This window comes from Joostella sp., assembly GCF_048266025.1.
Lineage (GTDB): Bacteria > Bacteroidota > Bacteroidia > Flavobacteriales > Flavobacteriaceae > Galbibacter > Galbibacter atrarenae.
Window position 1 is genome coordinate 258,343 of sequence record NZ_JBLXAF010000003.1, and the last position, 15,612, is coordinate 273,954.

8 protein-coding genes and 1 pseudogene are annotated in these 15,612 nt (G+C 33.5%); all 9 read left to right on the forward strand.

Annotated features, from left to right (window positions below; genetic code table 11):
• Positions 1-6 precede the first annotated feature (6 nt).
• A complete protein-coding gene (locus ACN0TY_RS08570; protein WP_417444153.1) occupies positions 7-1,497 on the forward strand; it encodes a sulfatase in 1,491 nt (496 codons plus the stop codon).
• 156 nt (positions 1,498-1,653) lie between these two features.
• Positions 1,654-3,171, forward strand: coding sequence for a sulfatase (locus ACN0TY_RS08575; RefSeq protein WP_417444154.1), 1,518 nt, complete (start codon positions 1,654-1,656; stop codon positions 3,169-3,171).
• A 47-nt stretch (positions 3,172-3,218) separates the two neighbouring features.
• Positions 3,219-4,667 (forward strand): sulfatase, encoded by a 1,449-nt coding sequence (locus ACN0TY_RS08580; RefSeq protein ID WP_417444155.1) that lies wholly within the window; start codon positions 3,219-3,221, stop codon positions 4,665-4,667.
• 8 nt (positions 4,668-4,675) lie between these two features.
• The gene (locus ACN0TY_RS08585; protein ID WP_417444156.1) at positions 4,676-6,127 is read left to right on the forward strand and encodes a sulfatase; all 1,452 of its coding nucleotides are present in this window, start codon (positions 4,676-4,678) and stop codon (positions 6,125-6,127) included.
• On the forward strand, positions 6,117-8,573 hold the full coding sequence (locus tag ACN0TY_RS08590) for a hypothetical protein (RefSeq protein WP_417444157.1): 2,457 nt from the start codon (positions 6,117-6,119) through the stop codon (positions 8,571-8,573). Before ACN0TY_RS08585 ends, ACN0TY_RS08590 begins: the two co-directional genes overlap by 11 nt.
• A 497-nt stretch (positions 8,574-9,070) precedes the next feature.
• A complete protein-coding gene (locus tag ACN0TY_RS08595) occupies positions 9,071-11,293 on the forward strand; it encodes a glycosyl hydrolase (protein WP_417444158.1) in 2,223 nt (740 codons plus the stop codon).
• A gap of 276 nt (positions 11,294-11,569) precedes the next feature.
• Positions 11,570-11,848 (forward strand): annotated as a pseudogene (locus tag ACN0TY_RS08600) (DUF2264 domain-containing protein); the annotation flags it as partial.
• 242 nt (positions 11,849-12,090) lie between these two features.
• Positions 12,091-14,196 (forward strand): bifunctional aldolase/short-chain dehydrogenase, encoded by a 2,106-nt coding sequence (locus tag ACN0TY_RS08605; RefSeq protein ID WP_417444159.1) that lies wholly within the window; start codon positions 12,091-12,093, stop codon positions 14,194-14,196.
• A 131-nt stretch (positions 14,197-14,327) separates the two neighbouring features.
• A complete protein-coding gene (locus tag ACN0TY_RS08610; protein WP_417444160.1) occupies positions 14,328-15,608 on the forward strand; it encodes a sugar isomerase in 1,281 nt (426 codons plus the stop codon).
• Positions 15,609-15,612 lie beyond the last annotated feature (4 nt).

Consider the following 15,612-nt stretch of genomic DNA (forward strand, 5'->3'; position numbering starts at 1 on the left):
AGGAAGATGAAAACCAAAAATACAATTTATTTAGGCCTAATTACTTGTTTTATCTTTATTGGTTGCAAAAAAGAGCAGTCAATTAAGCGTAACGAAGTACATCAAAATAAACCTAATATAGTATACATACTTACCGATCAGTGGAGAGGTTCTGCCCTTGGCTATGCTGGTAATTCAGATGTAAAAACACCATACTTAGATGCATTCGCAAAGGAGTCAGTCAACTTTACTAATGCAGTTTCTGTTACACCCGTTTGTACTCCACACCGTGCTGCATTATTTACTGGTAAGTACCCAACAACAACAGGAATGATTGTCAATGATGTGTATTTACCAGAAGAAGAATTAACCATGGCTGAAATTTTTAAGGCAGAAGGTTATAATACTGCTTATTGGGGAAAATGGCATTTAGATGGTCATGGACGTTCTACATATATTCCTAAAGAAAGACGTCAAGGATTTGAATATTGGAAAGCATTAGAATGTTCACACGATTATAATAAAATGCCCTATTACGATAATGACAATCCTGAATTAAAATTTTGGGATCAATATTCCCCATTTGCTATTGTGGAGGATGCTAATAAGTATATTGAATCTCATGCAAAAGAACAACAGCCTTTTTTAGCAGTAGTATCCATTGCTACACCACATTTCCCTCATAATTCTGCCCCCCAAAGATATAAGGATATGTATCCACCAGAATCTTTATCGCTTAATCCAAATGTCAATTCAAGTTTAGAAAATCGTGTTAGAAAAGAATTACAAGGTTATTATGCGCATGCAACTGCTACCGATGAAGCCATAGGGAAATTGTTAAAAAAAATAGACGATTTAGGCTTGTCAGATAATACCATAGTAGTCTTTTCTTCAGACCATGGTGAAATGATGGGAGCACATGATGTAAAGCCTTTTCAAAAGCAGGTTGCTTGGGATGAATCTATTCGAGTACCATTTTTAGTGAAATATCCCGGAATGAGTCATCAAAAGGGGACAGTTGTAAATGCGCCTTTGAATACCCCTGATATATTGCCATCGCTACTTAGTTTATCCAATATTAAAATTCCAGAAGGAATCGAAGGGGATGATTTATCAGAATTAATGAAAAATCCGGATCCAAATGTCGACAGAACCGCATTAGTTATGAATGTTGCTCCTTTTGCGGGGAGTTATCATAATTTACCTTATCGCGCTATTCGAACTAAGCAGTATTCCTATATACGAACAATAGATGGGGCTAGTATGTTTTTTGATAATATCTCAGATCCATACCAAATGAATAATTTATTAGATATACCAGAGTATAGTACCATTCAAAAGGAATTAGAAAATAAATTAATTAAGCAGCTAGCATCAATAGGAGATGAGTTTAAGCCTAGGGAATATTATCTTAAAAAGTATAATTATGTTTTTGATAATGATAAACCTGCTGTTCCTTATTGGAAATTTGACCAAGGAAAAGGAGTAGTACAGTCTCCAAAGCCTATCAATAAATAATAATTTATAGAAATTGTTATATAGCCCTTTTTGAAAGATGTTAAAAGTTATCATGTCAGTGTAAGTGAAGTGGATATTTAGAGAGAAGTCAATCAAGGTTTTAACCTCGTTAAGTAATTGTTTATTTGACGTAAATAAGGCCTTTTAACTAAAAACATGAAAGCAAGATATTTTATTTTACTAGGGATTTCAATAGTTATTTTTTCGTGTAATGCTAAGAAAAAAGTTGATAAAGAAGAGCTAGCTAAGCCCAATATCTTATTTATATCGGTTGATGATTTAAATAACTGGGTATCAAACATTGAAGGTTTTTCAAATGCTAAAACGCCTAACTTTGATAGATTGGCTGCTATGGGAGTCACATTTACAAATGCTCATGTTCAAGCGCCATTATGTGGACCGTCTAGAGCTTCAGTAATGACTGGATTGCGCCCTTCAACAACAGGTATCTACGGAATGATACCCGATAATAAAATTCGTCGTGAGGAAAATTTAGCTACAAAAGATATAGTCTTTTTACCGGAGTACTTCAAAGATAATGGGTACCATACAATGGGAATTGGGAAACTTTTTCACCATCATGCACCAGATAGTGTTTTTGATGAATCTGGAGGCCGTAGAAAAGGTTTTGGTCCATATCCCGACAAGCGATTTGTTTGGGATGGATTTGGAAAAGGTGTTAAAGGTATCCATGGTAGAACTAATACCGATTGGGGTGCTTTTCCAGAACAAGATTCTCTTATGCCCGATCATCAGTCGGTTAATTGGGTTATAGAGCGCTTAACTAAAAATTACCAACAACCTTTCTTCTTAGCCTTAGGCTTTCAAAGGCCACATGTACCTTTATATGTACCTCAAAAATGGTTCGACCTATATCCAATTGAAAGTATACAAACGCCGCCATATTATGCAGATGATTTAGAGGATATTCCGCCCGTTGGTTTAAAAATAAACGATTTACCCATGATGCCTTCAACAGAATGGGCAATTAAAACGGGAGAGTGGAAAAATATAGTACAGGCGTATTTGGCGTGTATCAGTTTTGTAGATTATCAATTAGGGCGCGTATTAGATGCCTTAGAAAATAGTAAACATTCAGAAAATACGATTATCGTGTTGTGGTCCGACCATGGATATCGTTTAGGTGAAAAGGGAACTTTTGCTAAACATGCGCTATGGGAAACGGCTACAAAGGCACCGCTAATGTTTGCTGGATCAAATTTGCCAAAAGGGAAAAAAATAGATGTTCCTGTAGAGATGTTATCTATCTACCCAACCTTGTTAGAGTTGAGTGGATTACCAGAATACTCTAAAAATGAAGGTAAGAGTTTGGTCAAGTTGATGCTAAATAACCAAGGTTTAAAAGAGTCCTATGCTATTACTACCTATGGAATGAACAATCATGCAGTTAAAGTAGATGGTTACAGGTATATTCAATATGAAGATGGTACTGAAGAATTTTACGATCATGAATCAGATCCAAATGAATGGTATAATGAAGCAGACAATCCAATTTATAAGGAAAAAAAGAAGAGATTAAAGAAGTTGTTGCCAAAAGTAAATTCAGAGTGGGATTTAGAAACTAACTATACTTTTCAACCCTATTTTGTGGAGCAAAAAGTTCGTGTAAATGGTAAATCTGTTAAAGATCTAGAAGTAATTGATTCAGAATAATGAATGGATATTTTTAAGGTAATAGTATTCAATAATATAAATAAAAAATGAAATTAATTTCAGAAATAGTACTATTTTGTTTGTTATTAACAACATCATATGCTTGTGCTCAAATTAAATATGAAGAAGTAAAACCTAATATCATATTCTACTTAGCAGATGATCAAGATGTGTATGATTATGGTTGTTATGGTAATGAAAAAGTAGCTACACCAGCGGTAGATCGTTTGGCGGAAGATGGAATGTTATTTACAAATGCATTTACCGCACAAGCGATCTGTGCTCCAAGTAGATCTCAACTTTTTACAGGTAAATACCCTTTAAAGAATGGCTGTTTTGCTAATCATACAGCCACCAAAACCGATATAGAGAGTATCACCACACACATGAAAAAATTAGGATACGAGGTTGTATTGGCAGGGAAAAGTCATGTAAAACCTCATAGTGTGTACCAATGGGATAGAGAATGGGAGCCTATACCTATAAAAGGGGTGCCTCGAGATTATATTCCCTTAGATAGTATTGCAACTTATTTAGAAAATGCAAAAAAGCCGTTTTGTATGTTTATCACATCAAAGTACCCACATAGTGAGTATTTTGATATTGAAAATCCACAAGCTGAAGATATCAAATTTTATCCCTTTAATGAGAGTAAAAAGAATGACAAGGCTTATGTGAAAACAAAGGCAGGTTATTATAGAAGTATCGAAGAAGATAATACACAATTAGAAGAAGTTTTAAAACTAGTTGATACTTATTTAACAGACAATACGCTTTTCATTTATAGTGCGGATCATGGTGTTTCAGGAAAGTTTACTGTAAAAGATATAGGACTAAAAGTGCCTTTTGTAGCGCGATGGCCAAAAGTAATAAAACCAGGAACTATTTCTAACCAATTAATTCATTATACAGATGTATTGCCCACATTTATGGCTATTGCGGGAGCTAAAGACACAGAAGATATGGATGGAAAAAGTCTTTTCCCCTTGTTTGAAGGGAAAGATGTTGAAGTAAATAAATATGTATATGGGGTAAGTACCAATCAGAATATTCTATATTCTGAAATATTTCCTTCTAGAATGATTCGGGATAAGCGTTATAAATATATTAGGAATTTTAATTCAAAAGAAATTGTTGAAAAAAATTTAACTGGAAAACCAAATGTGGATTATTTTATAGAAAGAGGAGCAAATGCTTATGAAAATGTGCCTTTTGAAGAATTATACGACATTCAAAACGATCCTTTTGAACAACATAATTTAGCTAAGAATCCAGTTTATAAATCAATCAAAGAAAAGTTAACAAAAGATATGTTCAGCTGGATGAAAAGGCAAGGAGATATTTTAAGTGAAAATATGGTTGGAATTCCTATTATTACTCCAAAAGGAAATAGAGGATTTGAATTAGATCAAGATACACCAAGACGAAAAATACCAGAAGATAGAAAAAACACATTAACAACTGACGATTATATTGTTATTGAACATTGGAAATAAATTAGAACATGAAAAGACTATGTATATACACCTTGGGTTTATTAACAGCTTTATCATCCTGTCAAGAAGTGAAGGAAAAATCAACAGTTAGACCGGAGAAAAAACCAATGAATGTTTTGTTTATAGCTGTAGATGATTTACGTCCTGAACTTAATTTTTACGGAGCTACCCATATAAAATCACCAAACTTAGATAAATTAGCTAGCCAAAGTTTAGTTTTTGAACGTGCATATTGTAATGTTCCCGTATGTGGTGCATCGAGAGCAAGTTTATTAACAGGAACACGGCCTTCACGACATCGCTTTTTTGATTATAAAGCAAGAGCCGATACAGATGCTCCGAATGCCATTTCTTTGCCCATGACGTTTAAAAAAAATGGATATAAAACCATTTCAAATGGTAAAATATACCATAATATAGATGATGATAGCTTAGCTTGGGATAAAATATGGTTCCCAAAAGGAAATATTCGAAATTATCAATTAGAAAAGAATATTAAACAAAATGGTAATGCAGATTTAGCTATGGGAGGTGCAAGCGCTTTTGAAATGGCACAAGTAAGTGACGAAGCTTATTTTGATGGAGAAATTGCTAGAAAAGGAATAGAAGACTTGAAAAAGCTTAAAAACTCCAAGGAACCATTTTTTTTGGCCATGGGTTTTATGAAGCCTCATTTACCATTTAATGCTCCTAAAAAGTATTGGGATTTATATGATAGAAGTAAAATAGATTTACCAAAAACTTATTTGCAACCAAAGTCTACTCCTAACAAAGCATTTCCTAATTATGGAGAATTACGTAATTATGGAAATATTCCCAGAAAAGGAGATCTTCCAGAAGGTTTAGCAAAAGAATTAATACATGGTTATTATGCCTGTGTGAGTTATGTAGATGCACAAATTGGTCTTGTGCTCGATGAATTAGAAAAAACAGGTTTAGCAGAAAATACAATTGTGGTTTTATGGGGAGATCATGGGTGGAATTTAGGAGATCATAAGCTATGGTGTAAACATGTTAATTTTGAAACAGCTCTTAGAGCTCCTTTAGTGGTTAAAGTACCAGGTAAAACCCATGGAAAGCATAGTAACGCTATTACCGAATTTATTGATATATATCCAACTCTATGTGATTTGACAGGATTAGAAGTACCAAATACGACTGAAGGTGTGAGTTTTTTACCCATTATTAATGGTGAGGAGAATACTAAAAATTGGGCTGTTAGTAAGTTTAAAGATGGTGTTACGTTAATAAAAGGTGATTTGTTTTATACGGAATGGACTGATGATAAAGGTGTTGCCTACGAGCGTATGTTGTTTGATCATAAAGTAGACGCTCTTGAATTAAATAATATGGCTGAAAATCCTGAAAATAAAGAGTTAGTTAAAGAACTAGCAACAGAATTAAGACAGAAGTGGGGAAGTGATTACTTAACTCAAAAATACATAACAGATGAGCAGTAGCTATGGTAGAATAACAATTGTTATAATGTTTTTTTTATGGAAACATTTATCTTTTTCGCAATCTTTAGAGCACCCAGTTATTTGGGTTACCCAAGACGAAAAGCAACATGTATTAGCGTTAATTGATCAATATGATTGGGCTAATTCTTTGGTGAAAGACTTACATAAGGCTGTAGATGAAAAAGTTGATAAACATATAAATGATCCAGATGCTATTTTATTTACCATACCACAAATTTCTGATGATAGTAATTTAACAGAGTTTCAGGCAAAAACAGTAGAACAGCATACAAAAGTTTTAACAGAAGCTTCATATGCTGCTATTTTATATTTTTTAACCGAAAAAGAAAAGTACGCACAATTTTCGGCAGATATATTATGGTATTATACAGATGTTTTAGTTAAAAGAAATGTGAAAATGACCACCATTTGTGGTAATAAATTTTATGATCCACGTACTACGTATGCTAAGTTTGCTATTACATACGATTTCATTTATAATTTTTTAAAAGAGAAGAAAACAAAGGTATATAAAAGTGCTATAAAAAGAAGAGTTCCTGTTGATAATGAGGTTTTTCAAAAAGTAATTTTGAATATGATTGGCAGCACATTACAAGAATATGGACCACCAGATCAACATGGAAAGTTTGTGTCAAACCACCCTATTTTAACAGCCCCGGGAGTTTTATTTGGTATATTATGTGTTGAAGACGATCAGGAGCGGAATCGATTGTTTAATATTTTTTGGGAGCAAGGTACCGCCCACCAAAATTCATTTAAAAACACAATACTTCCAATGTTTGGAAAACAAGGTGTTTGGCCAGAATCTACAAGTTATAGTTTTATGCCAATAGTAACCTTAATTTTAAATGTTATTGATCGTGTCTATCCAGAAATGGATGTTACTAAAGATTATAAGAAGGTTTTTAATGGGAATTTTTTATTTGATAATCTAAGAATGCCTGATGGCAGATTTGTACGTTACGGAGATTCCAAAAGAAACCACGATGGCACTCAGGAATTGTACCGTTATACATTAGAAATGGCACAACGTAGAGGGTATGAGCAATTAAAGAACCAAGCTCAAGTGGCATTAAGACAAGCTTATGACGCAGAAGGCGGCTATAATCCAAAGTTACGAGTTTCAGGTTTTGATAATTTTGATCCATTACAACTGTTTTGGGGAGTTCCAGTTACTATTGAAACTAATTCTCAAATAGATTTTAAAAAACCAACTGTGGTAGTAGAACATGCAGGTATAGCACTTCAAAGAAATTACGTTGAAAAGGATAATGAATTATACGGTTTATGTGGGATTATTGGAGGAGCCCATTATGTTCATTCCCATGTAACAGGAATAACAATGGAGCTTTATGGAGCAGGTTATGTAATGGCTCCAAATGCAGGTTTACCACCCACAGTGAAAGAACGAAGAATACCATTACACGAAAATTATTTTAGACTGTACGCAGGTAACAATACAGTAATTGTAAATGGGAGTTCACATGGTAATCAACCAGGTTCATGGAAAGATGGTGCTTATGTTTGGCAAAATAGGGTAGTCAATGTCGCCTCAGAGCCAAAACACTTAGAAGATCCCATTACTGAAAATTTTAATTTTGCTACACAATTTTTAAGAGATACTGTGAATAATTGTATTCAAGAACGTACGTTGAGTACAATTAGAACTAGTGAGAGAACAGGCTATTATTTGGACGTTTTTCGTTCTAAATCATTAGATGAAAATAAATTTCATGATTACATATATCATAATTTAGGAGATACGTTACTACTTGAAAAAGGAAATCATAAACCGATTCAAACCCACTTTACTAGTCGATATCAAAATGATATTGGAGATGCAGTACAGTCTCCTGGTTGGCGTTACTTTGAAAACACAAGTGCAACCGAATTCATAACAGATGCAATTACAGCAAAGTTTCAGATAACATATGATAATAAATTCATGAACATGTTTGTTCCTAAAGGAATTGAACGTAGTTATACTATTGCTGAAGCTCCAGCTACTCGAGAAGCTAAAAACGGTTATGATAGTAAGCCAACTAAGGTTTTAGTAATAAGACAAAATGGGGAGGCTTGGGATAGACCTTTTATTACAGTATATGAACCATCAATTAAATCTCAATCAAGTGTACTTAAAGTAAGCCCACTTAAGGATGGAGAAAAAACGGTAGGAGCTAGTGTTATATCCAAAGCCGATGGAAAGGTAATTACTGATCATATTATATCACTTGATGATAAAGATGCTTCTTATTCTAACAAAAAATTAAAAATAGAATTTAAAGGGCGTTTAGGTATTGTTAGGGTAGTAGAAGAAAATGAAAAGAAGAAAGTTAGCATCTATATAGGAGAAGGTAAAATTTTAAAATATAAATCTTACGTTCTTGCGGCTGATAATAACGATAAGGTCTTTAAAGAATATTAAAATAAATTAACTTATAATTAATATATAAAGCTTAAGAACCACATAGAATGAATTTTATAAAAATGATAATATTACAAATTTTTTATTATTGTTTCAACGAATGAAGTTTCCTTTTAATAGATAGACACTCGTTATACGTATGAGAAGTACAGATAATGAAATAGTAAAAAAAGGAATGAATTATTTGATCAATAACTGGTAAATGGGCAGTTTGTCTTTGAAGGTATAGGAATTATTCCAAATTGGAAAGGTAGACTTTCTACATTTATTTTGAATCTATAAAATTTAGAATTATTTCAATATTAATAATTGACTATGGCAATTCTAGTAACTAAGGTGTACATAGTTTAAAAAGAATAAATTTTAAAGATTACAATAGCAGCACTCTTTAACTAATAATTAGTGAATTCATATCTATGTGATATACGTTTTAGTAATCAATCTTTACGCACAGATTTGTATTTACTTCTCTTAATAACCAATCCAGTATCTATAAAATGAAAAAAACAACACTACTTTTAATAATTATTGTGCTTATTTGCTTTTCATCATTAGCGCAATCTGAAGATATAATTGATAAGGGGGATTTTAAAACTCCATACTCACAATACAAACCAATGCCTTTTTGGCATATGAATGGAATGATGAAAAATTCTGAAATTGTCAATCAGATGAAAGATGCCCATGAGATGAATTTCAGTGGATTGGCAATTTTACCGGTTCATAATACTGAACCAGAATTTTTAAGTGATTCCTATTTCGAGAGATATAAATTTATATTAGAAACCGCCAGAGAGTTGGACATGAATATTATTATGTATGATGATACAGGGTTTCCAAGTGGTAATGCTGGTGGGAAAATAGAAAAAGACTATCCGCAACATGTTCGTAAAAGCTTAGAGAAAATTGAAATCCCTATAAAACAACGGCCATATTTCAAGAGTTTTGTTCCTGATGGTATCTTACTTTCTGCAGTTGCCATGAATATGGAAACGAAAGAACGAATAGATTTAGCTCCGTTTATAGAGAATAAGTTATTGTCATGGAGTGTTCCTAAACGGGGAGACTGGCATGTGCAATTTTATATGTGTAGACCCGGAACATTTTGGAAAAGTCATATGCCAGTAGATTATTTAGATGAGGAGGCTGTAAATATCTTTATGGACCTTACCTATGAAGAATATGCTAAGCGTTTCGAATCGTATTTTAAAAATACCATACAGCTAACTTTTTTTGATGATGTAGGCTTTTTAAGGAGAGAGCGTACATGGACAGGTAAATTCAATGAAAAATTTGAGGCAGTAAATGGATATGCTCCTACGTTGTTTTATCCTGCATTATGGTATGATATAGGACCAGACACAGAGGCGGCAAGAGTGGCTTTTTTTAATACACGATCTGAGTTACTCGCTGAAGGGTATCCGAAAAAAGTAACAGAATGGACTAAAAAACATGGTCTTAAGAATACAGGACATCCCCCAGGAAATTATGCTATCCAACCAGTAGATATGCATGGCGATATATTTAAGTTTTTTAGATATACCGATTATCCTTTAACGGATGCTATTATTGATTATGGTCATGGGAGAGATGGATATAAATTAATAAGTTCTGCAGCAGATTATTATGATAGACCTATAGTCGCTACAGAAGTATTTGGCGCCTTTAAAGAAGATATCGTAGACACCAATATGTTGTATAGAACAACAATGGAGCTTTTGGTTCGAGGTGTGAATTTTATGGTGCCTCATGGTATGTGGTACGATATTGATAAAATAGGTATTCCACCTTTAATTTCAGCAAAAAGCGATAAACTAGCACCAGAATTACCAGATTTTAGTGATTTTATTGGTCGCTCTTGCTATATGTTGCAAGGAGGAAGGCGAATTTCAGAAATAGGAATATTATATCCTATTGCAAGTTTACAGGCAGGTTATTATTTTGATGCTCCCGAAAATACTAAACGTGCGGGTACTTGGGCATACCCAGAAGCCGATTATCAAGAAGTAGGTAGGATATTAACAAATGAGATTCGTAACGATTTTACATTTATCCACCCTGAGTTTTTAATCACAGATAAATATAAAATAAGAGGGGATAAATTAGTATTGGATAATGATGATAATTATCAAGAATATAAAGTAATGATTATCCCTGGGGGTAGTGTTATATCTTTGCATGCACTTCAGAAAATTAAAGATTTTTATGCCAAAGGAGGAAAGGTTATTGCGACGACTCTATTAGCTTCAAAATCTTCAGAATTAGGGAGGGATCAAGAAGTTAAAGCGTTGATTCAAGAATTATTTGGAGAAAATGCTAATGATAATCCTACGCTACAAACAAATAAAAAAGGGGGTAAGGCTATTTTTATCAGTAATCCTACAGAAGAAAATTTAAGGAAAGCATTAGCTAGTTTCCTTCCAAACCCAACAGTTTATTTTGAAGAAAATCCTATTGTTACTAGTGAATTGGGGCTGTTTTCATATCTTCAGAAAGAAAAAAATGGAAAGAATATTTATTATTTTGCAAACTCTAGTGATCAAGAAATAAATACTACTGTTTATATCAAAGGAAAAAAACAGATCGAAGTATGGAACCCATCTAGTGGCTTAACTTCTTCTTTAAAAGCTATTGGAAATAATAAATTAGGGAATGATATTTATACTAAGTTCAGTTTAAATTTAAAAGCTGTTAGTAGTACTTTTTATGTTGAGAAATGATTTTAAATAGTCAAATAAAAATTACCCATAATGATTTCGACTAATAAAGTAAAAGCAAACTTAAGAAAACAATGCCAGTAAAAGTTTCTTTTAGTCGTGTTAATGATAGAGTCTAAATACACTTATTTGCAGACTTTCGGAAGAACCTTATAGGGATAGCTCCTTGGTTAGAACTAGGGGCTAATAATTATTAGGAGGGTGTTTTACGCGAGAAATACATAATATTCTCCTGATGGTACTTATCCTCTAATAGGACGTTCTTAAGCATATCGTTTAGGTGCTTTTCAATTTCTATCACAAATTGCTCTTTTTGAAGAATTTCCTGCGAGCATTAGACCGAACCAAGCACGTGGTGCTTTAAAAGCAGTTATTGAGGCGCATTTGAAAGCAAAAGGAATGTTTACGCCAGATGGATGGTTGCAAATAAGCCTCTATGGTCATCAACAAGGGATTGGAGAACGATATTTATCTACAGGAAATTTGTACATATATACAGCAGTTTTTTTGGTGCTAGGACTAAAGCCCGATAATCATTTTGGTGTGAGGTGTCGGTAGGTTGGAGTCAGAGATAAATATGGAGTCAATAAGTTTTTGTACCTCTCGAGTGCATAGTACTAAGGTTTTCTATTTAGTTACATACTTGTCATTGAATAGTTTGAAACGAGAAAATGTCATTATTTTAATAATATAAATACGAGCTTAAAAAGCATTTTTTTTATAATACAGTGTAATACAGGATAGATAAAAATGATTTGTAATATAGATTTACAATCGTAAAATAATTATAAAAAAAAGATATGGATAGTCCTGTTAAACAATTTAGTCATGTAGATTACCTCTGGGATAATGAAAAAGCTGCTGAATTAGGTGATGATCAAGTTGCTTTATTTTTATATCGTTCTAATATTTTAGGAGCAGATTTAAGAATTACTAATTACGGAGGTGGTAACACAAGTTGTAAAACAATTGAAAAAGACCCGCTAACAGGAGAAGATGTGGAGGTAATGTGGGTAAAAGGTTCTGGAGGGGATATTGGAACTTTAACCAGAAAAGGTATTGCGGGCCTATATACAGAACGCTTAAGAAACCTAAAAAAAGTCTATGGAGGGTTAGAAGATGAGGACCGTATGGTTGGATTGTTTAATCACTGTATTTATGACTTAAATAGTAAAGCTCCTTCTATAGATACACCATTACACGGTTTGTTGCCATTTAAGCATATAGATCATTTGCATCCTGACGCTCTTATTGCTGTAGCAGCAGCAAAAGATAGTGAGAAAGTTACCAAAGAGATCTGGGGTGATACCATGGCATGGGTGCCTTGGCAACGTCCAGGTTTTGATTTAGGTTTACAATTAGAAAAATGCTTAAAAGAAAATCCAGGAATTAGAGGAATTGTGCTAGGAAGCCATGGTTTATTTACTTGGGGAGATACTTCTTACGATTGTTATATAAACAGTTTGGAAGTTATTGAAAAAGCCTCCGAATTTATAGAACAGAAAATAAAAGAAAAAGGAAATGTTTTTGGAGGTCAGAAACTAAAGAGTTTGCCGAAAACTGTACGATCGGATAAGGCTGCGCAGTTAATGCCACTACTTCGAGGATTGTGTTCTTCTGAAAATAGAATGATTGGTCATTTCTCAGATAGTGAGGTAGTTTTAGAATATATAAATAGTAATGATCTAGAGCGTTTAGCGCCCATGGGGACCTCTTGCCCTGATCATTTCTTACGTACTAAAATACAGCCCTTAGTTCTTAATTTAGATGTTAATGAAGATTTATCGGAATCAAAAGCTGTCCTAGAAAAATTAGAGCCTGCTTTTGAAGCTTATAGGCAAGAATATGCAGATTATTATAACACATGCAAACATGATAATAGTCCTGCTATGAGAGATCCTAACCCAGTTATAATCATTTATCCAGGTGTTGGAATGTTCAGTTTTGCAAAAAATAAGCAAACTACGCGAGTGGCTAGTGAGTTTTATATCAATGCGATAAACGTTATGCGTGGTGCAGAGGCTATTTCAGCATATACTTCATTGCCTAGACAGGAAGCATTTGATATTGAATATTGGTTGCTAGAAGAAGCAAAGTTACAACGTATGCCAGCTGAACAACCACTATCAAGAAAAGTAGCTATTGTTACTGGCGCAGGTGGAGGGATAGGAAAAGCGATTGCCGATAAACTAGTAGCAGAAGGAGCTAATGTAGTTTTAACCGATATTAGTGAAGAGTCTTTAGAGGAGGCAAAAAAAACTTACAAGAAAGATCAAATTGAGACAGCTATTTGTGATGTGACAAATGAAACTTCTATAATAGCAGCATATAAAGCAGCTTCTCTTGCTTTTGGTGGTGTAGATATAATTGTTCATTCTGCAGGTTTAGCAATATCTAAATCATTAGAAAATACTACGCAGAAAGATTGGGACTTATTACAGAATATCTTGGTTAAAGGTCAATTTTTAATGGCGCAACATGGAGTTTCTATTTTGAAAAGTCAAAATTTAGGAGGAGATATCGTAAATATTGCTAGTAAAAATGGACTTGTTGCTGGGCCAAATAATGTAGCTTATGGTACAGCCAAAGCATCTCAACAACATATGTCAAGATTATTGGCTGCAGAATTGGCAAAAGATAAAATTAAAGTAAACACAGTTAATCCTGATGGTGTTATTGTAGGTAGTAAAATCTGGGAAGGAGATTGGGCAGAAGGAAGAGCTAAGGCTAATGGAATTACGGTAGAGGAACTTCCAGCTTTTTACGCGAAGCGTAATTTATTAAATGAGATTATTTATCCTGAGGACATTGCGAATGGTGTTTTCTCATTAGTGGGAATATTAGACAAATCTACAGGAAACATAATTAATGTAGATGGCGGTATGGCTAATGCATTTGTTCGATAAGTAGAATTTAAAAAAAGAGTCAATAGGTTAGTTTATTACTCATGTTTGAGTTGTTATTTAGTAGTTGTAGCAAAAACCTTTCATAGGTTGAAATATATCAATGAAAGGTTTTCTTAAAAAACAAAATTAATATGAAATTATCACAATCACATATATCCGATTTTAATAAAAAATCTGATGAAGAGTTAAAAAATCAATTTGATTTTTTAGCAACTACATTGGATAAAAAAAATATAGATACAGAAAGTGTTGTAAAAAACCTTTCTAATTTTCAAGTAGCGATTCCAAGCTGGGCCTTAGGAGCTGGAGGAACGCGGTTTGGCCGCTTTTCATTCTATGGGGAACCTGCAAGTCTTTCACAAAAGTTGGAAGACGTCGGCTTACTACATGCGCTTACACAAACAGCTGGAGCAATATCATTACATATTCCATGGGATGTTCCTGAAGATTATAATGCAATAAAAGAACAAGCTGCTTCTTTAAGTTTAAAATTTGATGCAGTAAATTCTAACACTTTTCAGGATCAGTCGGGATCAAGGGAAAGTTATAAACATGGATCGCTTTGTAACACTAGTAAAGAAGTTAGAGAACAGGCTATTGCGCATAATCAAGAAGTTATAAAAATCGGCGAAAGATTGGGGTCAAAAAGTCTTACAGTTTGGCTAGCTGATGGAGCAAATTTTCCAGGTCAAAATAATTTTCAAACAGCCCTTGCCAATACAGAAAGTAGCTTAAAATCCATTTATAAAACACTTCCAGATGATTGGAAAATGTTTATTGAGTATAAGCCTTATGAACCTAATTTTTACAGTACTGTAATTCAAGATTGGGGAACCTCTTTTATGTTGGCTAATGCTTGTGGGGATAAGGCTTATACCCTTGTAGACTTAGGACATCATTTACCAAATACCAATATAGAGCAAATTGTATCTACATTGATGTATAAGGGTAAATTAGGAGGATTCCATTTTAATGATAGTAAGTATGGAGATGATGATATTACAGTTGGAAGCATTAAGCCCTATGCCTTATTCTTAATTTTTAATGAATTGGTTTATGGAATGCAAAACAATCCTCAAAATCCTGAATTATCATGGATGATTGATGCTAGTCATAATATAAAAGATCCATTAGAGGATTTAATTCAGTCTTTAGAAGCTATACAAGAAGCATATGCTAAGGCTTTGCTAGTGGATCAAAGTAAATTAAAAGAAGCTCAATTCGCTCATGACGTTGTTGCTTGCCAAGAGATTTTACAAAATGCATATAGAACAGATGTACGCCCACTAATAGCTCAGGCAAGAAAAGTAGCAGGGGGAGCAATAGATCCATTAGCTATGTATAGAGCCTTAAATTTACGAGATACATTAATTGAAGAAAGAGGAAAGCATACAATTGCTACAGGTTTATAATATA